This window comes from Ruminococcus sp. HUN007 (assembly GCF_000712055.1).
Classification (GTDB): Bacteria; Bacillota; Clostridia; order Oscillospirales; family Ruminococcaceae; genus HUN007.
This window is the reverse complement of sequence record NZ_JOOA01000002.1, coordinates 2,611,698-2,635,000: the sequence shown is the minus strand read 5'-3', so window position 1 is coordinate 2,635,000 and position 23,303 is coordinate 2,611,698. Positions and strand designations below refer to the sequence as shown.

The window sequence follows — 23,303 nt, the reverse complement described above, 5'->3', positions numbered from 1 at the left end:
CATTAAGAATACATATCAGAGGATAACTTTTTATCATCTGATATCTGTTCTTAATGAGTGGGCACAAATGGATTCGAACCATCGACCTCACGCTTATCAGGCGTGCGCTCTAACCACCTGAGCTATGCGCCCAATTAAGAATGGAGATAAGGAGGATCGAACTCCTGACCCCCTGCTTGCAAAGCAGGTGCTCTCCCAGCTGAGCTATACCCCCATTTAGGATAAGTATCCTCAAAGCTGAACAATGCCTAACCCATGAACTAACCTTAGGAATTTTGTTCTTCTTCATGAAGAACGGTTCTCCTTAGAAAGGAGGTGATCCAGCCGCACCTTCCGATACGGCTACCTTGTTACGACTTCACCCCAGTCATCAATCCCACCTTCGACAGCGTCCTCCTTGCGGTTGGACTACTGGCTTCGGGTGTTACCGACTCCCATGGTGTGACGGGCGGTGTGTACAAGGCCCGGGAACGTATTCACCGCAGCATGCTGATCTGCGATTACTAGCAATTCCGACTTCATGCAGGCGGGTTGCAGCCTGCAATCCGAACTGAGACAATTTTTCGGGTTTTGCTTTACATCGCTGTATTGCTTCCCTCTGTTCGATTGCCATTGTAGTACGTGTGTAGCCCAGGTCATAAGGGGCATGATGATTTGACGTCATCCCCACCTTCCTCCGTTTTGTCAACGGCAGTCCCATTAGAGTGCTCTTGCGTAGCAACTAATGGTAAGGGTTGCGCTCGTTGCGGGACTTAACCCAACATCTCACGACACGAGCTGACGACAACCATGCACCACCTGTCTTTGTGTCCGAAGACATATCAATCTCTTGATACTTCACTCGATGTCAAGACCTGGTAAGGTTCTTCGCGTTGCTTCGAATTAAACCACATACTCCACTGCTTGTGCGGGCCCCCGTCAATTCCTTTGAGTTTCAGCCTTGCGGCCGTACTCCCCAGGTGGATTACTTATTGTGTTAACTGCGGCACGGAAGGGGTCAGTCCCCCCACACCTAGTAATCATCGTTTACAGCGTGGACTACCAGGGTATCTAATCCTGTTTGCTCCCCACGCTTTCGAGCCTCAGCGTCAGTTAAAGCCCAGTAAGCCGCCTTCGCCACTGATGTTCCTCCTAATATCTACGCATTTCACCGCTACACTAGGAATTCCGCTTACCTCTACTTCACTCAAGAACCACAGTTTCAAATGCAGTCTGCCAGTTAAGCCGGCATATTTCACATCTGACTTGCAGTCCCGCCTACACTCCCTTTACACCCAGTAATTCCGGATAACGCTTGCTCCCTACGTATTACCGCGGCTGCTGGCACGTAGTTAGCCGGAGCTTCCTTCTCGGGTACCGTCATTTTCGTCCCCGATGACAGAGGTTTACAATCCGAAAACCTTCTTCCCTCACGCGGCATCGCTGCATCAGGCTTGCGCCCATTGTGCAATATTCCCCACTGCTGCCTCCCGTAGGAGTCTGGGCCGTGTCTCAGTCCCAATGTGGCCGTTCAACCTCTCAGTCCGGCTACTGATCGTTGCCTTGGTGGGCCGTTACCTCACCAACCAGCTAATCAGACGCGAGCCCATCTTTCAGCGATAAATCTTTGATATTAATACGATGCCGTACCAATATGTTATGAGGTATTACCATCCGTTTCCAGAAGCTATCCCTCTCTGAAAGGCAGGTTGCTCACGTGTTACTCACCCGTCCGCCACTAAGTTTAAAAGAGCAAGCTCTCTTAAACTCCGTTCGACTTGCATGTGTTAGGCGTGCCGCCAGCGTTCATCCTGAGCCAGGATCAAACTCTTTATAAAAGTTCTATAATAACCTTTCGGTTTATTATCTTTCCTGTACTCTGTTCAGAATACTTAGCTGCAGATTTTATTATGTCTTCTGCTTGACTTCTTAAATAATTCAAGAGAATTAAATCTCAAAGAATCTTCAAGGGTATTGTTTAGTGCATTGTTCAATTTTCAAGATACTTATTACTCTGTCTTCCGGAGTGTTCTCGCGTCCGACAGCTTTATTATTATATCACGCAGATACGCGCTTGTCAACACTTTTTCGGCCGTTTTTTTCAGTTTGTGAATGTTCCACAGTTTACTTGTTCCTCAAACTGTTTTTATATGAATAAGTCCAGTCATGTACTGTCTGAAGCTGACGATTTTCCGATACATCACGGGTATATGTTGATTTGGCATTTCGCGCTGTCTTGTTTCCGTTTTATTATCATGTTATAATTCTAAGAAAACACTCATTAAACCGGAATTCCGGCTTCATAAAAAGGTCTGATCATATGAACGATAAAAAAACAAAGAAAGCTTACTATCATCTCCCGGGACTGTTTGAATTTTATGACCTGTACAGCGTATTCCTGCCGCTGTACCGTGAGCACCGGGAGTATTTCTACGACTGGTGTGAGATCAGTTCCGTTTACGGCGCTCCGGCTGACTGCATCTGGGGCGGAGGACGTGCCGGATACGGTGAATGTTCAGCCGAAGATGTGCTTGCACTTATGAATGAATACGGAATATCTTCAAGGCTTACGTTCAGTAATTCACTTTTAGGACCCGAAGATCTTGCCGACAGAAAATGCAATGCCCTGTGTGAACTTTTAAACAGCAGCAAACATGTTCAGAACGGTGTAATAATCCATTCCGATCTGCTTCTTGAACATATTAAAAATAATTATCCCGGTCTCTATTTCGTTTCCTCAACCACAAAGGTCCAGACTGATTTTGATGAATTTCTTAAGGAAACAGACCGGAATGATTTTAAATATGTAGTTCCTGATTTCAGACTGAATAAGATGTTTGACAAACTCGGCACACTCTCACAGACACAGAAAAACAAAGTCGAATTTCTGTGCAATGAATGCTGCTCATTTTACTGTAAGGACCGTAAAGCATGCTACGAAAATGTAAGCCGGAAAAATCTTGGTGAAGACTGTCCAGACCACATCTGCACCGCTCCTGACGCTGAGGGCGGATACCGTTTCTCGAAAGCAATGAAAAACCCTGCTTTCATAGGCGTAAACGATATTTTAAACACATACATGCCGCTCGGTTTTTCAAATTTCAAAATAGAAGGACGCAGTCTCGGAAGTGCCGTTGTCCTTGAATTTCTCCTTTACTATCTTACAAAAACGGAATATCAGCTTACAGTACGTGAAGAAATATACCTTGACAACATGCTTGATCTGTTCTGATAACTCATGAATAAATCAGCGTTTCCCTAAGATCATGCTTTGATACAGTCGAGGACTGCACCGATAGAATCATTGAAAACGAGATCGCAGTTTTTGTCGAATGCAGTTGCCGATTTGTTTATAAGAACTATGTGACTGCCTTTGAAGTATCTGAGGAGTCCGGCGGCCGGGTAGACTACCAGTGATGTGCCGCCGACGATCAGAAGAGACGCTTCGGAAAGCGCTTTTATCGCTCCGCTAACAATGTTGTCGTCAAGTCCTTCGTTGTAGAGGACTACATCCGGCTTTATAAGTCCGCCGCAGCTGCATTTCGGTACCGGAGTGTGTTCCATAATGTACTCTGCGTCAAATCTTTTTCCGCATTCAAGGCAGAAGTTTCTGCTTACCGCACCGTGAAGCTCGAAAACCTTTTTGCTTCCTGCCATCTGATGAAGACCGTCGATGTTCTGCGTAATGACAGCATTCAGTTTTCCGGCAGCTTCAAGCTCTGCGAGTTTAAGATGAGCTTTGTTCGGTTTTACGTCCGGCGCAAGAAGCTTGTCACGGTAAAACCTGTAGAACTCCTCGGTTTTTGCGTAGAAGAATTCGTGGCTTATTATCTCCTCAGGCGGATAATCGTACTTCTGGCTGTACAGTCCGTCTACGCTTCTGAAGTCCGGTATTCCGCTTTCCGTTGATACTCCCGCTCCGCCGAAAAATACTGTGTTTTCTGATTCGTCGATCCATTTCTGCAATGTTGCTATTTTCTCATCCATATTCATAATGTTTCTCTCCTTTTAAAAAAACGTCCGGCGGACATGGGTCTGCCGAACGTTTTGCTTTTACTGGTTTATGATCATCTTGTACCGAAAATACGGTCGCCTGCATCGCCGAGGCCAGGAATGATGTACTTGTGTTCATCAAGGCGCTCGTCCACTGCACAGCAGTAGATCTCAACTTCAGGGTGAAGTGTAGCTACCTTTTCAAGTCCTTCAGGTGAAGCAATGATACACATGAGCTTTATGCTCTTTGCGTCCTTCTTCTTGAGTTCGTCGATCGCTACGCACGCTGACGCACCTGTTGCGAGCATCGGATCAAGAATGATCGCATCGCGTTCGTTGATATCTTCCGGAAGCTTGCTGTAGTAAAGAACAGACTCAAGTGTTTTCGGATCACGGAAAGTACCGATGTGGCCTATCTTGGCAGCAGGAACGAGTGACATTGCACCTTCAGCCATTCCGAGACCTGCTCTGAGGATCGGAATAAAGGCAAGTTTACGTCCTGAGATTATCTTTGACTTTGCTGTTGCAAGAGGAGTTGATATCTCAACTTCCTTAAGAGGAAGATCTCTTGTAGCTTCGTAGCACATAAGTGTTGCAGTTTCAGCTATAAGCTCCCTGAATTCCTTGGAGCCGGTAGTCTTGTCTCTGAGAAGTGAAAGTTTATGCTGTACGAGCGGGTGTTCGATTATTTTTACGTTATTATACATGTCAGTTTATCCTCCTTTATAACTGCAGTTTTTTTTAAGGAAACACTGATTAAACCGGAAATTACGGGGATTCGCCCCGTGCCCATGCTGATTTATGAATAAATCAGCGTTTCCCCGGAACTGTAAAAGTTATTTTTCTTCAAGTTTTGTTATAAGGTCGACTCTTCTCTGGTGACGGCCGCCTTCAAATTCAGTGTTCAGGAAAAGATCAGTAAGTTCAAGTGCAATGCCCGGTCCGATAACTCTCGCACCCATGCAGAGTACGTTTGCATCGTTGTGGAGTCTTGTGTACTTTGCTGAGAAATGATCTGAACAGCAGGCTGCACGGATACCCTTAATTTTGTTGGCAGCTATCGACATTCCGATACCTGTGCCGCATACTAAAATGCCCTTTTCAGCCTTGCCTGAAGTGATCATTCCGCATACCTTTTCGGCCATGTCAGGATAATCACATTTTTCGCCGGCTTTAATACCGCAGTCGGTAACTTCTATGTTCTTTTCCTTAAGGAAATTCACTATCTCATCTTTAAGTTCTACAGCAGCATGATCGCATCCTATTGCTATCATCGCAGTTCCTCCGTTTTCATAAAAAATTTACGTCCGCAGATACAGTAAAACTGTAAACTGTGGACATTGGAAATAATGATTAAATTATAACACTTATACAATAAAAAATCAACAGCTATTTTCAAATCATTTGCTGAATTTTCTGTGACGAATTTTCTGTGACAGACACATGACGGCCGTTCTGTCCGGAACGTGATCCGGCATAATAGATCAGTTTTTTTCAAGCAGATCCTTTTCAGCCTTTGTTATCTGCATATAAAGTGCATCGATCTCATCAGGATCTTTGCCCTCCTTGTCAGCAGCACTCATGCATATTCCTGATGCAAGCTGATATCTGAGATGTGCCGGAGCGAGAACTATTCGTTCATCGGCAGCATATGAGACAAAATCGGATGCCGCATCGCCTGCAGCGATGATCTTTCCGTCAAAATCCTTAAGCTTTCCGGCAAGTTCAGTCTTTGTCATCATGGTGTCTTCAAGAACACAGGAAACTTCGTTTCCGTATATTCTGAAAACAGCACAGTAGAGTATGTCGAGTCTTGCTTTCATAACTGAACATACATAACAGTCGGCTGCACCTGCAAAATTATATGCGACAGCTTCAAGCGTGGAAATACCGCTGCATTTCTTTCCGAGTCCGAAGGCAAGTGCCTTTACAGCCGAAATGCCTATTCTGAGACCCGTGTAGGAGCCAGGTCCTGCGGCAACTGCAAACCGGTCAATGTCCTTTACGGTAATTCCGAGATCTGCAAGCATTTTTTCACACAGCAGAAGTATGACCTGTGAGTGAGTCATTCTGGTCTGCACAAAGTACTGAGCCCTCAGTTCACCGTCATTCCATACGGCAACGGAAGCGTTTTTACCTGATGTGTCAATTCCTAATATCTGCAAACCTGTCATCTCCTTCGATGATTATTTCACGCGACTCGTCACCGGTGCGTATTATCTCTACAGAAATAATATTTTCAGGGAGCACATCGATGATGTTTTCCGACCACTCGATAACGAAGACACTGTCCTCCATCGGATAATCGAAAAATCCGGTAGTTTCAAGATCATCCGGTCCTTCGATGCGGTACATGTCAAAGTGATAGATGTCGAGAGCACCGTGATATTCGTTTACAAGAGCAAAGGTTGGTGAAGCAACTTCATCGTCAAGTCCTGCGCCAATGGCAAGTCCTCTTGTGAATGTTGTCTTTCCTGCACCGAGCCCGCCCTTAAAGGCTATTATATCTCCCGGACGGAGAAGAGCTCCGATTTTAGCGGCAAGCTCTATTGTCTCCTCCGGAGAATGAGTTTCAAACTTATACATATCAGAAAAGTCCTGTAATATTGCCGTCGTTGTCGCAGTCGATCTTTAGAGCTGCAGGCTGTTTCGGAAGTCCCGGCATAGTCATGATGTCACCTGTGTAGGCTACGATAAATCCGGCACCTGATGAAACCTTAAGGTCGCGGACTGTGATCTTAAAGTTTTCCGGCTTTCCGAGAAGAGAAGAATCATCGGAAAGTGAATACTGTGTCTTTGCAACACATACCGGAATATCTGTAAGTCCGAGCTTTTCAATCTCCTTAAGGGATTTTTCAGCCTGTGCGGTAAAGATGACACCGTCAGCACGGTATATCTCGCGTGCGATTATATCAAGCTTTTCCTTTACAGGAAGCTTTTCATCGTAAATAGGTGCGAAGTTTATCTCACCGTTCTTTTCAGCCTTTTCGATAGTGGAGCAAACCTTTTCAGCAAGATCCTTTCCGCCTTCGCCGCCCTTTGCAAAGATCTCGGTAAGAGATACTTCTACGTTCATTTCACGGCATGTTTCTTCTATTACTGCTATTTCAGCGTCCGTGTCAGTGTGGAAACGGTTGATCGCTACAACGACCGGAACGCCGAACTTTTTCATGTTTTCAATGTGTGTTCTTAAGTTTACGATACCTTTTTTCAGAGCTTCAGTGTTTTCAGCTGTAAGTTCTGTCTTAGGTACGCCGCCGTTGTACTTGAGTGCGCGGATAGTTGCGACCATTACAACGCATGACGGCTTGATTCCGGCAAAGCGGCACTTGATGTCGAAGAACTTTTCAGCACCGAGGTCGGAACCAAATCCTGCTTCGGTTATGCAGTAGTCACCGAGCTTAAGTGCAAGCTTTGTGGCGCGTACGGAATTGCATCCGTGTGCTATATTGGCAAAAGGGCCTCCGTGGATGAAAACAGGATTGTTTTCAAGTGTCTGAACGAGATTCGGCTTGAGCGCATCTTTAAGAAGTGCAGTAGCCGCTCCTGCGACACCGAGTTCACGTGCATACACCGGTTCTCCGTCCAGATTGTATGCCACGAGAATGTTCCCTATTCTTGTCTTAAGGTCATCGAGCGAAGAAGCGAGACAGAGAATAGCCATTACTTCTGAAGCAACTGTTATCTGGAATCCGTCTTCACGCGGGAATCCGTTGATCTTTCCGCCGAGTCCGACAACCGTGTTTCTGAGGGCTCTGTCGTTCATATCGAGGCAGCGTCTGAAAATTATTCTTCTGCAGTCGATCCTCAGTTCATTTCCCTGATGGATATGATTATCGATCATAGCGCAGATCAGGTTGTTTGCAGCAGTGATGGCGTGCATGTCACCTGTAAAATGAAGGTTGATATCCTCCATAGGAACTACCTGTGAGTATCCGCCGCCGGCAGCACCGCCCTTTATTCCGAACACCGGACCAAGAGAAGGCTCCCTGAGAGCGAGCATGGCTTTCTTTCCAATCTTCGCCATTGCCTGAGCAAGGCCGACACTTACAGTAGTCTTTCCTTCACCTGCCGGAGTAGGATTGATCGCTGTTACAAGGATCAGTTTTCCGTCCGGAGCATTTTCATACTTCCTGTAAACAGATTCTGAAAGCTTAGCCTTGTACTGCCCGTACTGTTCGATATCATCAGTATCAAGACCGATTCCGGCCGCGATATCAGTGATTTTTTTCATTTTTGCTCCCTGAGCGATTTCGATATCAGTCAACATCAATTCTTTCCCTTTCACCTTAAGAATATTGATAACTTTAATAAAAAAATTAGTATAGTGAACGTAAATACCTGTTTGCGTTCACTATACTAATTATACCATACAAAACGCACTGTTTCAACAGTACTGAATGTACATATTTTATGAAATGCATTTGCGTGTTTATATATAAAAATACAATTTAAGGGAAACACTGATTAAATCAGGGGGAAATTGCGGGGGGCTTCGCCCCGTGCCCCACTCTGATTTATGAATAAATCAGCGTTTTCTAAGAACGATGACCGGCATCAGCGTCGGTTTCTGTTTCGAAGGTCGCTTCGCATTTCTCTAAGATCATGTTAGGAACGAAGTACCATGTATTAGTGTTTATATCCTGACAGGCCGTATATTCATGCTGGTTTTCCGCATGAACAGCTCCTGCAAGCATATAATACGGTATCACGTACACATGAGAATTTTCCTCTGCAGGTGAAACAGCTGCATTGTTATAATAGTAACTGTTTTCACAGTAAAATGTATTTCCTGTTTCAGGATCGGTAAGTTTAATACATTCGTTTAAATCGGTACTCTGCACATCCTGTACAATACCATCCGAATACTGACTGTCGAAAATATATCTTGTTCCTGTAGCTTCATCATAAAGATATCTTAAATCCGGATATGGTATATCCGGGTCAGGTAATCCATCGTCGTATACACCATCCATCGGACTTTCAGTATAGACAGTCTTGTAGACAGTCCTGTCAAAATACCCGCTCGCAACTAAAATAAAGCAGATAATCCCCACTGTATATGACAGAATAACAAGGGCAAGCAGAAAACGTCTCGCAAATGGTTTTAAGCGCTTCCTTCTCCGACGGATGCGGTCAAACACCTGTCCTGTGAAGCTCTTTTTTCCTCCGGAACTGCCGCCGGCAGAATATGATGCGCCGGAAGTGTCGGTATATGCTCTGAGTCCGGATTTTCCTGACACTACAGTGTTACCGAAAAAAGCCGTGTTATTCTCTGAGGCATAGACTTTATTTTCCGGATATATCTCCTCATCGAGCGAATTTTCCGGATAGCTGATTCTTACTGAATCTGATCTGCTGCTGATGCGCAGATTTTCCGGACTTTCCTTTTCAAGACTTATAGGCCGTCTCTGACTACTGGGATGATCGTCCCTGCTTTTGAGCAGTGTATCGAGCGATACGCCGAAACGTTCACTTATAAATATCAGTTTTTCAATTTCCGGATAGCCTTTTCCGCGCTCCCACTTGGATACCGACTGACGCGATACCCCCAGCAGTTCAGCCAGTCCTTCCTGTGATATATTATTCTCTGTTCTGATTTTCTGAAGTTCCGAAGCAAAAGACATGCCGTCGTCCCCTTTCTTTATTTTTTCTTTTTATATGATATCACAGATCCTTTAAATTAACAATAAACCAGAGGTATACATGAAAAATTTTTTCACCACCGCAGAAAATCCGATGCGGCAACTTAAAGTTTACATACAAAAAGATCCGTTCGTAATTTCACACGAAACGGATCTTTTTTCAGAAAAACGCTGATTTATTCATAGATCAGCGTGGGGTACGGGGCGAAGCCCCTCAGTCTTCCCACCCGTAAATCAGTGTTTCCTTAGTATTTTGGTTCTCCGGATCACTTGCTGTAGCACTCGAAAGCCTTGTCAAGTTCAGCCTGATCAGAATTCTTTGTGAAGCTGCTTACTATCGGAACGATGATAAGACCTGCGATCATTGCGATAGCACCGGCGTTGATAGGTGATGCCATGTTGAGTTTGAGTGATGCTGCAGCCTTTGTTGCTTCAGGGAAGAAGCCGAGGCTGAAGATGAACATGTGAACAACTGTAATACCTACACCGGATACGAAGCTTGCGATAACGGCAGCTCTTGTAACCTTTTTGCTGTAAAGTCCGTACATGAAAGGTGCAAGGAAGGCACCGGCGAGAGCGCCCCATGAGATGGACATGAGAGTTGAGATGTATGCGTTCTTGTTAAGTGCGATGATAACTGAGATAAGAAGGAATACTGCGATGAAAACTCTCATTGTGAGAACTTCCTTCTTTTCATTCATCTTACCATTTGTAAGAGGACGGATAAGATCGATTGTTACTGTTGAGCTTGATGTGAGAACGAGTGAAGAAAGTGTTGACATTGAAGCTGAGAGAACGAGTACAACAACGAGACCGATCATGATGTCAGGAAGACATGACTGAAGAAGGCTTGGTACGATAGCGTCGAAGTCGAGCTTTCCGTTGGCGAGCTTTTCAATGAATGTTCTGCCGCTTCCGTCTGTACTGTCAGCTGTGCAGTAAACACGGCCGAGACCTCCGAGGAAATATGAACCGCCTGCTACGACTACAGCGAAGACAGTGGAAATGACAGTTCCCTTTTTGATCGCATCTTCGCTCCTGATAGCGTAGAATTTGTGAACCATCTGAGGAAGTCCCCATGTACCGAGTGAAGTGAGTATTACAACACCGAAAAGGTTGATCGGGTCAGGGCCGAAGCATGAGTTGAGTGTGTTTTTCGGAACACCTGCTTCGATCTCACCGAGCTGTGTGAGAACGGATGAGAAACCGCCTTTTTCGTTGAGTGCGAAAAGAATAACAGCAATAATGCCGCCGAGCATGATGATGCCCTGAACGAAGTCGTTGATAGCTGTTGCGGCATATCCTCCGAGGATAACGTAAACGGCTGTAAGAAGAGCCATGGCGATGATGCAGACTGAATAGTCAATGTTGAACGCCATTGAGAACAGTCTTGAAAGGCCGTTGTAAACAGATGCAGTGTAAGGAATAAGGAAAATAAAGATTATTACTGCAGCTGCTGTCTTGATGCCCTTTGACCTGAATCTTTTTTCAAAGAACTCAGGCATTGTGGAAGCTTCGAGGTGCTTTGTCATGGTTCTTGTTCTTCTTCCGAGAACCATCCACGCAAGCGCGCTTCCGATAACGGCGTTTCCTATACCGATCCATGAAGCTGACATACCGTAGTTCCATCCGAACTGACCGGCATATCCTACGAAAACGACCGCTGAAAAATAAGATGTACCGAAGGCGAATGCTGTAAGCCATGAACCTACGTTTCTTCCTCCGAGAATGAATCCGTCGATAGACGAACTTTTACTGTGTGTTGATACGCCGATGCCGATCATCATCAGCACGTAGAGTATCAGAATTGCAATTATCATTGCATATACCTCCTGTTATATATTTCCGTACCGCTTTAAATCGTTAAAGTCAAAGTTCAACTTTAATGGTTTAAAGCAATAGAGCCTTTAATAGTATATCAAAGGATAATGCTTATGTCAACCAAATTTCGCAATTTAGTTAAACATGCATAACTGCACTGGTCATTAACTGTCCAAAGTTCAAAGCTGCCGTCTGTAAAAGCAGAGAAAAAGACACGTCTGGTTTTACAGAACGTGCCTTTTCTGAGTTTATATTTTCGCAGTATTACCTGAGAAGTTTTCCTTCGTTCTCATGAGGGAGCGGAGCAAATGCATTTTCATTTTTAAACGCTTCGGCAGCTTCTTTTCTCTTTTCGAGCTCTTCTGCTCTTCTGCTCTGCTCTTCCCTGATCCTCTCCTGGTTTTCCTTCATTCTTTCTTCGGCTTCTTTTATTTTTTCCTCAGCTTTCTTCTTCATATCATCATCGTCGTCATCATCATCATGTCCCGGATGAACAGGGTGAGACGGTGCGAAAGGTGGTTCATGCTTTTCAGGTTCTTCTGTCGGCTGAACCGGTTCAGCAGGATGAGAAGGTGCTGCAGGATGTGCAGGATCTGCAGGATGAGTCGGTTCGGCAGGAAGTGACGGTTCGGCCGGGTGGGTCGGATCGGCTGGATGTGACGGTACAGCCGGTTCGGAAGGCTTGTCAGGATGTTTCGGTTCTGCCGCAGGGGTATCTGCTCCTGCTGACGGAGGTACAGCAGGTCCTTCCTGTGCTCCGCGTGATTCCGGTACTGCCGGTGAGTTCACAGGAACAGGAGCGCTTTCTTCAGAAGGCGTCTGTCTGCCGTCATTATTCTTTTCAGTTACAGTGTTTCCTGCTGTTTCGGCAGGAGCTTCAGTTTCGGATGAAATGCCTGTAACTGAAGTCACCTCAGGTTCTTCAGTTGTATCTGTTACTGTAGTTTCTGCAGCCGTCGTCTGTGAAGCTGCTGTCGTTACGTATGAGCGCTGTTCATCGTGTCTTCCGTCAAAGACGTTCTGTATACCGCTTCTTGCAGAATAAAGTCCTGCGAAAACAAGAACGAAAACTGCAGCAGCAGATATAAGAGGACGTATATTGAAACGTGCCGGACGTTTGATTATTTCAGTAATAACTTCAGCGTTTTCCGGATCTGATACAGGTGGTTCATCCGGAAGAGAAGCCAGAAGCGTTCTGAGCCTGCTGTCATAGTCGTCAGGAATAAGATTCTTTTTATTTTTAATACTTTCTTTCAGCATATCTTTGCTCATAACAATTCACACCTTTCTATAATGTAATCAGTTCCTTAAGTTTTTTTCGTCCGCGGTTAAGTCTTGACTTTACAGTTCCGGGGGCTATGTCAAGATATTCAGCGATCTCATTTATCGGAATATCGTTATAGTAGAACATTATTATAACTGTTCTGAACTCTTCGTCAAGAGTATTGACTATCTCCCACATTTCGTCATGATAGTCACTGTACGCCGGTTCCGTAGTCATTTCTTCCATGGACTGAAGATTCTTGTTTTTTCTGCATATTGCATATGCTTCATTGATAACTATACGCGTTATCCATGATTTGAAATACTGTTGTTCACGCAGCTGACTGAAATTTTCAAAAGCTTTCATTATCGCACTGCATACGGCATCCTCCGCATCAGTGTCATTCCGCAGTATTGACTTTGCCGTAAAGAAAAGCGATTCTTTATATTTCATAACCAGCTGACCAAACTGTTCCTTTGAATTCATATAATAGTATCCCCTCTGGTCATAATACGATATGTATAATGTATATTGTACATTCGAAATAAGGGTCTGTCAATACATCACTAATTAGATGCACGGAAACAGTGAAAGGTTCCCGTATGCAGAAAATTTGTATGCAGAAATTTTTCATACATATAAAGCGGGGAAAATTCAGTCTGCTGAAATTTATATTAATATAGTGTATCGCTTTTCTGAATGAAAAAATAAATTTAAGAAAACACTGATTAAGCCAGCAATCCGGCTTCGCCGGATTGCTGGGGCGGGGAGATTACGGGGCTTCGCCCCGAACCCCACGCTGATTTATGAATAAATCAGCGTTTTCTTAAAAAAAATTTTTTTCCGGGAACCTTTTTTAAAACCCGTGCATCTAATTAACATAGAAAACAAAAACTGCAGTTTTGAATCTATAGTATCTGGTTTGTGCCAGTCATTTTTACTCAAAAAAATTTCTTTTTACACTTACAAAACCAAAACACGTTTATAAGGACGCTGATCTTTAAATCAGCGTTTCCTGAGATCTATTCTGAAGGGAGGTCTGTTCCGCTTATTTCACGGAACAGGAATTACTATGAAAATCAATAAGATCATCGCTGGTATCTCAGCAATCTCAATGCTCGCAACAAGCGCAGCAACATTCGTATCAGCAGCTGAAACTGAAGAAGCTGCAGCTGAAACTCCTGTAATCGTTGCTCCTGAGGCACCTGAAGCTCCTGAAGCTCCGAAGCCTCCTGTAGTTGACGAGGAAGAAGAAGCAGCAAGAAAGGCTGAAAGAGAAGCTAAGAAGGCTGAAGACGATGCAAAGCGTGAAGCTGAAAAGGCTGAACGTGAAGCTAAGGAAGCTGAGAAGAAGGCTGAAAGAGAAGCTAAGGAAGCTGAACTCAAGGCTAAGCACGAAGCTGAAAAGGCAGAGCGTGAAGCTAAGGAAGCTGAAAAGAAGGCTGAAAGAGAAGCCAAGGAAGCTGAACTGAAGGCTAAGCGCGAAGCTGAAAAGGCTGAAAGAGAAGCTAAGGAAGCTGAACTCAAGGCTGAACGTGAAGCTAAGAAGGCAGCAGAAGATGCTAAGACTGAAGAAGAAAAGAAAGCTGAAAGAGAAGCTAAGAAGGCTGAAAGAGAAGCCAAGGAAGCTGAACTGAAGGCTGAACGTGAAGCTAAGAAGGCTGAAAGAGAAGCTAAGGAAGCTGAAAAGAGAGCTGAAAGAGAAGCCAAGAAGGCTGAAAGAGAAGCTAAGGAAGCTGAAAAGAGAGCTGAAAGAGAAGCCAAGAAGGCTGAAGAAGACGCTAAGCGCGAAGCTGAAAAGGCAGAACGTGAAGCTAACAAGCCTGTACCTCCTGTACCTCCGGTACTCGAAGACGGTGAAAAGCCTGAACCTCCAAAGCCTGACAAGCTCGCTCACTGCCACAAGATCGACGATCTTATTGACCTTGCAGTTGACCAGGTAACAGCAGCTACTGAAGACCTCAGCGACGAAGAGATCGTTGACATCACATCTATCGCTGTTCCGCTTATCAGAAACATGGAAAAGCCACAGATCAAGGCTCTTGTAAAGGACGTTCTTGCTGACGGCGTTATCGATGCAAATGACCTTGTTACAATCAAGGGCTTACTTGCAAAGACAGTTTCTGCAGAAACTGAAACAGCAGCAGTTATAACAGAAGAATAATTCATCTGTTTCTCATGCAATGGAATTCGGACATTGCATTCCGGTATCCCGGATGGGATATTATTTAAATAAAAGTGTGTATAATTTGACCGTGTTAAAGCATAAAATATAATAACCGTAAACCACAGTGCATTTTCTTTCTCTGCTGCACTGTGGTTTCTTTTTTTATCTGTATATTTATGCATAAAAATGCCCAATCCAAAGGCATAAAAATTAGCAAAAAAATTTCACTAAGGGTCTATGCAACTCCGGAAAAATATATTATAATAATTATGTAGGCTTTTTTGGCCTTCATATTTTTTTACATTTTATCAGAAAGGAAATATGCCAGATGAACAGAGTAAAGGTAGTAATATGCGGCAGAGAGTATACTATCCGCACCGATGAGGAACCAACCTATGTTTACAACCTTGCAAGAAAGCTTGAAAAGAATATTGCAGAACTCGTAGGCATAAATGTAAACCAGTCGGTCTACTCCGCATCTGTTATGATAGCACTTTCAACTCTCGACGAAATGAACCACTGCAACGAGGACAACGACAATCTTCGCCTGCAGCTCAAGGACTATGCAGATGAAGCGTCAAGGGCACGCCTTGAACGTGACAGTGCACTGCGCGAAGTTGAACTGCTTAAAAACAGGATAGCAGAACTCGAGAAAAAATCCGGAAAATAAGGTTTTGAAATTATGGAATTACTTGCTCCGGCGGGAAATACAGAATCACTTGTCGCCGCACTTCGCTGCGGTGCTGATGCCGTATACATCGGCGGAAAAAGTTTTTCCGCAAGACAGAACGCCTCAAACTTTGATACTGCAGAAATAAAGGAAGCAGCCCGTCTGTGCCACCGGTACGGCGCGGCGCTTCATATTGCTGTAAACACAGTTATTACAGACAGCCAGACGGATGATTTCATCCGCGAGATCAGAAAATACGCAGAGTTTTCACCTGATGCATTCATTGTGCAGGATCCCGGTGCAGCATATATCATCAGAAACACCGTACCTGACATTCCACTGCATGCATCCACCCAGATGACTGTCCATACACCCGGAGGCGCGGAATTTGCAAAAGGCCTTGGATTTTCAAGAGTAGTCATATCAAGAGAAGCAAGCAGACAGATGATATCCGAAATAACATCGGCAGGACTTGAAACAGAGATCTTCGTTCACGGAGCTCTGTGCATGTCGGTCTCAGGCCAGTGCTACATGTCCGCGATGATAGGCTCAAGGAGCGCAAACAGAGGCTTGTGCGCACAGAGCTGCCGTCTTCCGTTTTCACCTGTCGGACATCCTGACGAGCATTGCCTCTCACTGAAGGATCTTTCTCTTATCGGACACATCGGCGAGATAAAAGCTCTCGGTGTGACCTCCTTAAAGATAGAAGGCAGAATGAAACGCCCTGAATATGTTGCTGCTGCCGTGACCGCATACAGAACTGCGATCGACGGCGGAAGTCCGGACACCGAAATGCTGAAAGCTGTTTTTTCACGGAACGGTTTCACAGACGGTTACTTCACCGGAAACAGAAAAAACATGTTCGGTATGCGTGACAGGGATGATGTTATGTCATCTTCGGAAGTTCTGCCTGATCTGCGTCAGCTTTACAGAAAGGAACGCAAAGTATCCGTTCTGGATTTTGACGTAACTGTCAGAAAGGACAGTCCGGTAACAATAACCGCATCAGACAGCGATGGTTTTTCATGTACGGTCACAGGTGCAGAACCTGAAGCAGCCGTAAACAGAGCAGTCACCGCAGAAGATATAAGCAGACAGCTTACAAAGCTCGGCGACACCATCTACAGCTGCGGCAGAAACAGCATAAATGCCGGAGAAGGACTTTCCGTTCCGGCATCATCTCTCAACCAGCTGAGACGTGAAGCAGTTGAAAAACTGTACAGTATGCGCGAAGAAAGAAAGCCTTATCAGACGTACAGCACACTGAGCAGCGGAAAAAACGCGGAAGAAAAAAGAAAGCCGTGCACATCACCGCCTGCCGTAAGGGTGCGTCTTGAAAAAGCATCCGCAGTGATATCTCATGATCTGACAGCTGCAGAATATATCATACTTCCTCTCAGAGAAATAATAAGCGCTGATATTCCCGGAACTGTAAAGGAAAAGATCATTGCAGAACCGCCGCGCTTCATTTATGACGAAGAGAAACTGAAAAAAGAACTGAAGTACATTCTGGATCACGGATTCAGACATCTCATGTGTTCAAACGCTGCATATTTAAAAACGGGCAGAGAGCTTGGTTTCGTCCTTCACGGCGATTTTGGTCTCAATGTTACCAACCGGTTTTCAGCCGAAGAACTTGCCGGATACGGACTGAAAGACATCACACTTTCCTTTGAACTCAAATCAGTTCAGGCCGGAAATATATCGTGTTCATCTGAAACAGGCATTATCGCATACGGAAAAGTTCCGCTCATGCTCACCGCTAACTGTCCGGTCAGAAATTCTGTAGGATGCGGCAGATGCCGTCATTCAATAACAGACCGTACCGGAAGACGTTTCAGAGTAATGTGCAGTGAAGGATATGCTGAGATTTTCAATTCAGAAGCAATATATCTTGCAGACAAACCTGAAGCTTATGAAAAACTGGACTTTATAACACTTTTCTTTACTGACGAAAGCGAAAAAGAAATAAAAAAGATATTTACTGATTACGCGGAAGGATCCCAGGCAGCCCCTCAGGGTATCACCAGAGGACTTTACTTCCGCGGAATAAAATAAAGGATGATCTGACCGGAGAATGAAAGGTCCGCCATTCCCCTGTCCGGCAGGGATCTCCTGAAAATTTTCAGAAAGGATATACGAGTTAATGAAAATGACAAAAAAAGGTTTTGTATTTCTCATTCTTATTGTAAGTGCCCTGATCGTAGGCGCATATGTCGGCGAACACACAAGCAGCGGCATTCTCTCCTACACAGCATCATTCGGGTTCGGACATGATGTTCCGATAACCCTTAACCTTATTATCATTACCCTCTCAATAGGATTTACATTCAACATCAGTATCGCTCAGATCTTATGTCTCATAGGTTCTGTAGCAGTCTACGCAGTTTTTTCAAAATTTATCGACTGATCACACTCTGTTGTCACAGCACTATATTATTTAAAAAATCAAAAAATATCCACACACAAGATTTATCTGCTTAAGTTCAAGAGGAGAATGATAGATGTTTACAAAAGACATTGGTATAGATCTGGGCACTGCCAATACACTTATATACATTAAAGGCAAAGGCATAATCATACGTGAACCTTCTGTCGTTGCCGTAAATACAAAAGATGAAAGCGCAAGCTATGTAGGAAGGGAAGCCAAGGAGGTAATAGGTAAAACGCCTGGTTCCATCGTCGCTGTAAGGCCGCTGAAAAACGGTGTAATAGCTGACTTTGACATTACCACCACCATGCTTGCACAGTTTATAAAAAAAGCACTCAGGGGAAAACCGTTTTCAAAAGCAAGAGTTACAATATGCATCCCGTCCGGTGTAACTCCGGTCGAAAGACGAGCAGTAAAAGATGCTGCCGAACTTGCAGGTGCAAAAAAAGTTTACATAATAGAAGAACCGATGGCCGCTGCTATCGGCGCCGGTCTTCCGGTGTCAGATCCGGTTGGCAACATGATAGTTGACATCGGCGGCGGAACGAGTGAGGTCGCAGTTATCTCAATGGGCGGCATAGTAACTTCACGTTCCATAAGAATCGCCGGTGACGAACTTGACAACGCCATCGTCGGATACATAAGAAGAAAATTCAACATGCTCATAGGCGAAAGAACAGCTGAGGAGATCAAGCTTAACATCGGTTCTGCTTTTGCCGGTGATGCAGTTGAAAAAATGACAATCAGGGGACGCAACCTTATCAACGGACTCCCTGAAAATATAACCGTTACCTCAGATGATATCAGAGAAGCACTTTCGGATCCGCTTTCAAAGATAATAGACGCTATTAAGGTCACACTTGAAAAGACACCTCCGGAGCTTGCGGCTGACATCATCGAACAGGGCATAACGCTCTGCGGGGGCGGCGCGCTCTTAAAGGGACTTGATACCCTTATAAACAGTGAAACAGGCATGCCTGTCTACATCGCTGAATATCCGCTGGACTGTGTTGCCGAGGGCACAGGAAGAGTTATTGAAAACTACCAGAAGTATGAGGACGCGCTCAGCGAATACGGACCAAAATACTATTGATCGGAGTAAAAAATGCGTGATTTTTTCAGAAGCATTAAGTTCAAACTGATTTTGTGTATTATTGCACTTGCAATAGGCATAATGCTTTATGCCCTTTCACAGGCCGGCTATTCTGTAGGAAGCTCAAAAGCTGTAAACACGCTGGCCATGCCGTTCCGTTACGCTTCAACAGCAGTATACAACGGACTTGACAAGGGTGTATCATACATCTTCAGTTCAAAGAAGTACTATGAGGAAAATCTTGAATTGCAGGATGAAATAAACCGTCTCAGAAACGAACTGGTTGACTATGAAAATACCAGAGCAGAACTCAACGAACTAAAAAAATTTATGGGCATAAAGGAGAGACACTCAGACTATGTGCTCTCTCCTCCGTGCCGTGTACTTTCCTACAGCGCAAACGACCCGTTCTGTTCATTTATGATCGACAAGGGCAGCCGTGACGGAATATCTGTCGGCGACCCTGTAGTCACATCAGCAGGACTTGTCGGTGCCGTATCTGAATTATCAGAAAAATACTGCACAGTAAAGACTATTCTCTCACCGGAGCTCTCCGTGGGAATCAAGGTACAGAACAAGGGTGACACCGGCATACTTGAAGGCAACATAAAATATGCCGTTGACGGACTCAGCCAGATAATCTATCTTCCGAAGGACACAAAGATCAAAGCCGGCGATACAATAATCACAACCGGCACAAGCGGTCTTTTCCCTGCCGGATACCTTGTAGGCACCGTAAAGGAAACAGATGCTGCGGACAGCGGTATATCATTCTACGCCTCTGTAATACCTTTTGCTGACGTAAGAAAGCTTTCAAGCGTTATGGTCGTAACAGATTTTGAAGGCAAGGGTGAATCAGAAGATGACTACAAAAATGCCGGAGAAAATACAGAGGGCGGAGAAGCTGTAACGGAAGCAGCAGTTCCTCAGAAAAAAGGTGAATCAGATGGGAATTAGGATGATATCCTCCAGAAAAAAGCGCAGGTATGCTGTTGTCCGCTGGCTGGTATTTTCCGTAATAATCTGGTTTGCCTTCATTTTCATGACCACCGGCAGTTACATTAAGCCTAACATACTTATTCCGCTTGCGCTGTGTATCTCGATGGACGAAGATGCTCTTGTGAGCGCAGTTATCGGCTTTGTATGCGGATTTCTGAGCGATCTTGCAATGGGTGACCTTATAGGTTCAGGCGCGATAATACTGATTTTCGGATGTGTCTGCACATCACTGCTTTTCACACGTCTGCTGAGGCAGCTTCTGCTCAATTTTTCAGTGATAATGATCCTCTACTCAGCGATCCATTTTTCAATAAAATACTTCTTCTCCTACATGATCTGGGGTTACGACAACGAACTGATACTTCTGCTCGAATACATCCTTCCGGAATTTATACTTACAGTGGTATCAATGGTAGTTGTCTACCCTGTCGTAAGGAAGCTGAGAAAACATCTTACTCTGAGAAAGAGATATGAGCCGGAGGATAATCAGGCTCTGATAAAGGACTGATCATATGAATGCTATCACAGAAAAAATAAGAGCCGCACTGATAATATGCGGAGTTCTTACAATATCTGCCGGTGCCGGAATAAAGCTCATGAAGCTGCAGATCGTTGATCAGGAAGTACGCATGACAGACAAGACAAATGTCTATACCGAGGAACAGACACTTCATGCAACACGCGGTGAAATAAAGGATGTACGCGGCGTTCCTATAGTGGAAAACAAGCTGGGTTTCAATGTAATTATTCAAAAATCAACATTTCCTGAAGACAACCGCAAAGCGAACGAAGTCATACTTAAAATCGCCGATTTTCTCACCCGTGAGGGCTACAGATATTACGATTCGCTTCCGATGACTACAGAAGCACCTTTTGAATTCACTACCGAAGATGAAGATGAACTCTCATACCTCAAATCCTCACTCGGAGTAAACGTCTATGCGACTGCTGAAAACTGCATGGACAAATTCATTGTCGACTACGATATAGACGAAAGCTATTCCGACGCTGAAAAAAGAATAATCGCCGGACTTCGGTACGAAATGAAGCGCCGCGACTTTTCGCTCAGCAACATCTTCACGCTCTGTGAAGACATAGACATAAGCGCCGTAACCAAGATAAAGGAAATGGGACCGGAGATTCCGGGCGTCGAAATACTCGAAGATGCCATAAGAACCAATCCTGTTGTTGACGTTATCCCTCATGAGATAGGAACAGTCGGACCGATCTACGCCGAGGAATATGAAGAGCTCAGAAACAAGGGTTATTTCATGAATGACTATGTGGGCAAAAGCGGCATAGAAAAAGGAATGGAAGATGTGCTCCGCGGCAAAAACGGAACATGTGAGATAACCGTGCAGAATAACGGTGTGATCTCATCGGAAGTTACCGAACCTGCCGTTCCGGGAAACACCGTGCATCTTACCATCGACTCAGGATTCCAGCGCGACGTTCAGAAAATACTCGAAGACTTCATGGTATGGCTCAACGAAAACGACGAGGAATGCTTCGGAATAAGCAAGGGTGCAATAGTCGTTCTTGATGCAAAGGACAATGACGTGCTTGCTCTTGCAACAGCACCTACATACAGGCTCGACGACTACATTGAAAACTACTCTGAGGTACTTAACCGTGAAGGCACTCCTCTTGTGGACCGTGCAACAGACGGTATCTACCGTCCGGGTTCGACATTCAAGACGGTAACTGCCACTGCAGGTCTGAACGAGGGTGTCGTTACTCCGAATACCACGTTCTACTGTAATACAGATTATCAGTTCTACGAAACTGTTGTAAGATGTACCGGCTGGCATCAGGACATCGCGGCAAGCGAAGCTATCAGAGTATCGTGTAACGTTTACTTCTACGAGCTTTCACGTCTTCTCGGTATCGACAAGATAATCGAATACGCTCACCTTTACGGTCTCGGCACACATCTCGGCCTTGAAAGCGGTGATTCCGAAGGCTACATTGCCGGACCGGAAACAAGCGCAATGCTCGGCGTTGAATGGTACTCAGGCGGTCTTCTTCAGGCAGCTATCGGTCAGGAGGAAACAAGAGTTACTCCGCTTCAGATGGCCGTGGCCGCTTCGACTATCGCCAACCGCGGCGTACGCTACAAACCGCACCTTGTGGACAGCATCTATGACTACAAGGGAAACAAGGTGGATGACGTTCCTCCGGAAGTTGCGGAAACAATAAAAACAAACTACGACTACGTTTACCCTACAATAATAAGCGGTATGATCGGAGCTTCGCACAACACACCGGAAGGTGAGTTCTCGCTCAACGATCTCGGTTACGACGTGGCTATCAAGACCGGTACTCCTCAGACCACTTCGAACGACCGCACAAGTACCGCAGTTATAGGCTTTGCGCCTGCCGATGATCCTGTAATTGCATTTTCTGCAATTATAGAAGATGGTAAAAATTCAAAATATCTGGTAAGAAAACTGATAGACTGCTATAACAGACATTATGGTAATACAATAAGCTGATTTCCCCGTCGATATTTCAGTTCGTTTTGTATCATTTAAACAATTGTCTTAAAATAAATCGTGTATAATAACAATTTTCAGTTTTGAATTCAAAATCACTTTGACAAAACCGGTATTTATGGTACAATAGAATATATATATAATGAAATGCTCATAACCGGCATAACCGGATGTACCGGATATGCCTGAGTATAATTAAACAAAAACAGGGCTTTCGGGGAAAAATCCATTCAGAAAGGATATGATCATCAATGACTATAGCATTAATAGCACATGACTCAAAAAAGGAACTTATGGTCCAGTTCTGTATCGCATACTGCGGTATACTCTCAAGGAACAACCTCTGTGCAACAGGCACAACAGGCAAGCTGGTAAGTGAATCTACCGGTCTTAACATAAAAAGATATTTAAGCGGCTCACAGGGCGGCGATCAGCAGATCTCATCAAGGATCTCATGCGGTGAAATAGACATTCTCCTGTTCTTCAGGGATCCTATCACACCAAAGGCAAACGAACCTAACGACATCGAGCTTCTCAGACTCTGTGACGTTCACAACGTTCCTGTTGCAACAAACATAGCAACAGCCGAAGCACTCATCCTCGCTCTTGAAAGAGGCGACCTTGACTGGCGTGCTTACGGTACACCTGAATTATAATACTGCAGCCTGATCAGACTGCAGATACTGCCGGAACTTTCCGGTATCAAAGGCACTGGTTTATTTATAAATCAGTGCTTCCATATTACC

The 23,303-nt window shown here is 44.7% G+C and carries 20 protein-coding genes, 2 tRNA genes and 1 rRNA gene; 10 read left to right on the top strand and 13 right to left on the bottom strand.

All coding sequences use genetic code 11. From position 1 onward, the window contains the following. Positions 1-58 precede the first annotated feature (58 nt). From CC97_RS15625 to CC97_RS15615, 3 genes are all read right to left on the bottom strand, one after another. A tRNA-Ile gene (locus CC97_RS15625) sits at positions 59-132 on the bottom strand. A gap of 9 nt (positions 133-141) precedes the next feature. Continuing rightward, positions 142-214, bottom strand: a tRNA-Ala gene (locus CC97_RS15620). Positions 215-308: 94 nt separating this feature from the next. Then, positions 309-1,817, bottom strand: a 16S ribosomal RNA gene (locus CC97_RS15615). 482 nt (positions 1,818-2,299) lie between these two features. On the opposite strand from CC97_RS15615, the gene CC97_RS15610 reads away from it, so the two are divergent. Further along, entirely contained in the window at positions 2,300-3,211 is a 912-nt protein-coding gene (locus tag CC97_RS15610) for a hypothetical protein (RefSeq protein ID WP_044976078.1), read from the top strand. Between the two features lie 32 nt (positions 3,212-3,243). Here CC97_RS15610 and CC97_RS15605 read toward each other — a convergent pair whose 3' ends face one another. The 10 genes from CC97_RS15605 to CC97_RS15560 form a co-directional block, all read right to left on the bottom strand. Continuing rightward, positions 3,244-3,966 carry an NAD-dependent protein deacylase gene (locus tag CC97_RS15605; RefSeq protein WP_044977129.1) on the bottom strand — a complete coding sequence of 241 codons (723 nt, stop codon included), beginning with the start codon at positions 3,964-3,966 and terminating at the stop codon, positions 3,244-3,246. A gap of 80 nt (positions 3,967-4,046) precedes the next feature. Beyond that, complete coding sequence (upp, locus tag CC97_RS15600) at positions 4,047-4,679, bottom strand: uracil phosphoribosyltransferase (RefSeq protein WP_044976076.1); 633 nt, start codon at positions 4,677-4,679, stop codon at positions 4,047-4,049. A gap of 129 nt (positions 4,680-4,808) precedes the next feature. Then, a complete protein-coding gene (gene rpiB, locus CC97_RS15595) occupies positions 4,809-5,246 on the bottom strand; it encodes a ribose 5-phosphate isomerase B (RefSeq protein ID WP_044976074.1) in 438 nt (145 codons plus the stop codon). 210 nt (positions 5,247-5,456) lie between these two features. Beyond that, the gene (tsaB, locus tag CC97_RS15590) at positions 5,457-6,137 is read right to left on the bottom strand and encodes a tRNA (adenosine(37)-N6)-threonylcarbamoyltransferase complex dimerization subunit type 1 TsaB (protein WP_044976072.1); all 681 of its coding nucleotides are present in this window, start codon (positions 6,135-6,137) and stop codon (positions 5,457-5,459) included. Continuing rightward, complete coding sequence (gene tsaE / locus CC97_RS15585; RefSeq protein ID WP_044976070.1) at positions 6,118-6,558, bottom strand: tRNA (adenosine(37)-N6)-threonylcarbamoyltransferase complex ATPase subunit type 1 TsaE; 441 nt, start codon at positions 6,556-6,558, stop codon at positions 6,118-6,120. Before tsaE ends, tsaB begins: the two co-directional genes overlap by 20 nt. A gap of 1 nt (position 6,559) precedes the next feature. Beyond that, positions 6,560-8,242, bottom strand: a complete 1,683-nt coding sequence (locus CC97_RS15580) for a formate--tetrahydrofolate ligase (protein ID WP_044976068.1) — start codon at positions 8,240-8,242, stop codon at positions 6,560-6,562. 268 nt (positions 8,243-8,510) lie between these two features. Continuing rightward, positions 8,511-9,599 (bottom strand): helix-turn-helix transcriptional regulator, encoded by a 1,089-nt coding sequence (locus tag CC97_RS19135; RefSeq protein ID WP_049962967.1) that lies wholly within the window; start codon positions 9,597-9,599, stop codon positions 8,511-8,513. Positions 9,600-9,883: 284 nt separating this feature from the next. Further along, a complete protein-coding gene (locus tag CC97_RS15570) occupies positions 9,884-11,437 on the bottom strand; it encodes a sodium/solute symporter (RefSeq protein WP_044976066.1) in 1,554 nt (517 codons plus the stop codon). A 265-nt stretch (positions 11,438-11,702) separates the two neighbouring features. Continuing rightward, positions 11,703-12,710: a hypothetical protein gene (locus CC97_RS15565; RefSeq protein WP_044976064.1), complete on the bottom strand. Its 1,008-nt coding sequence runs from the start codon at positions 12,708-12,710 to the stop codon at positions 11,703-11,705. 16 nt (positions 12,711-12,726) lie between these two features. Continuing rightward, positions 12,727-13,188, bottom strand: coding sequence for a sigma-70 family RNA polymerase sigma factor (locus tag CC97_RS15560; protein WP_044976062.1), 462 nt, complete (start codon positions 13,186-13,188; stop codon positions 12,727-12,729). Positions 13,189-13,774: 586 nt separating this feature from the next. Between CC97_RS15560 and CC97_RS19130 the strand changes: the two genes are divergently transcribed. The 9 genes from CC97_RS19130 to CC97_RS15515 all read left to right on the top strand — a co-directional run bounded on the left by CC97_RS19130 (position 13,775) and on the right by CC97_RS15515 (position 23,213). Further along, on the top strand, positions 13,775-14,866 hold the full coding sequence (locus CC97_RS19130) for a hypothetical protein (RefSeq protein WP_049962966.1): 1,092 nt from the start codon (positions 13,775-13,777) through the stop codon (positions 14,864-14,866). 331 nt (positions 14,867-15,197) lie between these two features. Continuing rightward, entirely contained in the window at positions 15,198-15,539 is a 342-nt protein-coding gene (locus CC97_RS15550; RefSeq protein WP_044976060.1) for a cell division protein ZapA, read from the top strand. A gap of 12 nt (positions 15,540-15,551) precedes the next feature. Beyond that, positions 15,552-17,597, top strand: coding sequence for a U32 family peptidase (locus CC97_RS15545; RefSeq protein ID WP_044976058.1), 2,046 nt, complete (start codon positions 15,552-15,554; stop codon positions 17,595-17,597). A gap of 88 nt (positions 17,598-17,685) precedes the next feature. Further along, a complete protein-coding gene (locus CC97_RS15540; RefSeq protein WP_044976057.1) occupies positions 17,686-17,949 on the top strand; it encodes a DUF4321 domain-containing protein in 264 nt (87 codons plus the stop codon). A gap of 94 nt (positions 17,950-18,043) precedes the next feature. Continuing rightward, positions 18,044-19,063 (top strand): rod shape-determining protein, encoded by a 1,020-nt coding sequence (locus CC97_RS15535; RefSeq protein ID WP_044976055.1) that lies wholly within the window; start codon positions 18,044-18,046, stop codon positions 19,061-19,063. Between the two features lie 12 nt (positions 19,064-19,075). Next, the gene (gene mreC / locus CC97_RS15530; protein WP_049962965.1) at positions 19,076-20,020 is read left to right on the top strand and encodes a rod shape-determining protein MreC; all 945 of its coding nucleotides are present in this window, start codon (positions 19,076-19,078) and stop codon (positions 20,018-20,020) included. Beyond that, positions 20,010-20,570: a rod shape-determining protein MreD gene (gene mreD, locus CC97_RS15525; RefSeq protein ID WP_156036943.1), complete on the top strand. Its 561-nt coding sequence runs from the start codon at positions 20,010-20,012 to the stop codon at positions 20,568-20,570. The genes mreC and mreD overlap by 11 nt, the downstream gene beginning before the upstream one ends. A 4-nt stretch (positions 20,571-20,574) precedes the next feature. Continuing rightward, positions 20,575-22,557, top strand: a complete 1,983-nt coding sequence (locus CC97_RS15520) for a penicillin-binding transpeptidase domain-containing protein (RefSeq protein ID WP_049962964.1) — start codon at positions 20,575-20,577, stop codon at positions 22,555-22,557. 251 nt (positions 22,558-22,808) lie between these two features. Further along, positions 22,809-23,213 carry a methylglyoxal synthase gene (locus tag CC97_RS15515; RefSeq protein ID WP_044976051.1) on the top strand — a complete coding sequence of 135 codons (405 nt, stop codon included), beginning with the start codon at positions 22,809-22,811 and terminating at the stop codon, positions 23,211-23,213. Positions 23,214-23,303 lie beyond the last annotated feature (90 nt).

Coding starts and splice junctions, on each gene's coding strand:
- tsaE (WP_044976070.1), bottom strand. CDS start 6,558: ATGTATAAGTTTGAAACTCATTCTCCGGAGGAGACAATAGAGCTTGCC.
- CC97_RS15535 (WP_044976055.1), top strand. CDS start 18,044: ATGTTTACAAAAGACATTGGTATAGATCTGGGCACTGCCAATACACTT.
- CC97_RS15540 (WP_044976057.1), top strand. CDS start 17,686: ATGAAAATGACAAAAAAAGGTTTTGTATTTCTCATTCTTATTGTAAGT.
- CC97_RS15605 (WP_044977129.1), bottom strand. CDS start 3,966: ATGGATGAGAAAATAGCAACATTGCAGAAATGGATCGACGAATCAGAA.
- CC97_RS15545 (WP_044976058.1), top strand. CDS start 15,552: ATGGAATTACTTGCTCCGGCGGGAAATACAGAATCACTTGTCGCCGCA.
- upp (WP_044976076.1), bottom strand. CDS start 4,679: ATGTATAATAACGTAAAAATAATCGAACACCCGCTCGTACAGCATAAA.
- CC97_RS15610 (WP_044976078.1), top strand. CDS start 2,300: ATGAACGATAAAAAAACAAAGAAAGCTTACTATCATCTCCCGGGACTG.
- CC97_RS19130 (WP_049962966.1), top strand. CDS start 13,775: ATGAAAATCAATAAGATCATCGCTGGTATCTCAGCAATCTCAATGCTC.
- mreC (WP_049962965.1), top strand. CDS start 19,076: ATGCGTGATTTTTTCAGAAGCATTAAGTTCAAACTGATTTTGTGTATT.
- CC97_RS15515 (WP_044976051.1), top strand. CDS start 22,809: ATGACTATAGCATTAATAGCACATGACTCAAAAAAGGAACTTATGGTC.
- CC97_RS15520 (WP_049962964.1), top strand. CDS start 20,575: ATGAATGCTATCACAGAAAAAATAAGAGCCGCACTGATAATATGCGGA.
- mreD (WP_156036943.1), top strand. CDS start 20,010: ATGGGAATTAGGATGATATCCTCCAGAAAAAAGCGCAGGTATGCTGTT.
- rpiB (WP_044976074.1), bottom strand. CDS start 5,246: ATGATAGCAATAGGATGCGATCATGCTGCTGTAGAACTTAAAGATGAG.
- CC97_RS19135 (WP_049962967.1), bottom strand. CDS start 9,599: ATGTCTTTTGCTTCGGAACTTCAGAAAATCAGAACAGAGAATAATATA.
- CC97_RS15550 (WP_044976060.1), top strand. CDS start 15,198: ATGAACAGAGTAAAGGTAGTAATATGCGGCAGAGAGTATACTATCCGC.
- CC97_RS15580 (WP_044976068.1), bottom strand. CDS start 8,242: ATGTTGACTGATATCGAAATCGCTCAGGGAGCAAAAATGAAAAAAATC.
- CC97_RS15560 (WP_044976062.1), bottom strand. CDS start 13,188: ATGAATTCAAAGGAACAGTTTGGTCAGCTGGTTATGAAATATAAAGAA.
- CC97_RS15565 (WP_044976064.1), bottom strand. CDS start 12,710: ATGAGCAAAGATATGCTGAAAGAAAGTATTAAAAATAAAAAGAATCTT.
- CC97_RS15570 (WP_044976066.1), bottom strand. CDS start 11,437: ATGATAATTGCAATTCTGATACTCTACGTGCTGATGATGATCGGCATC.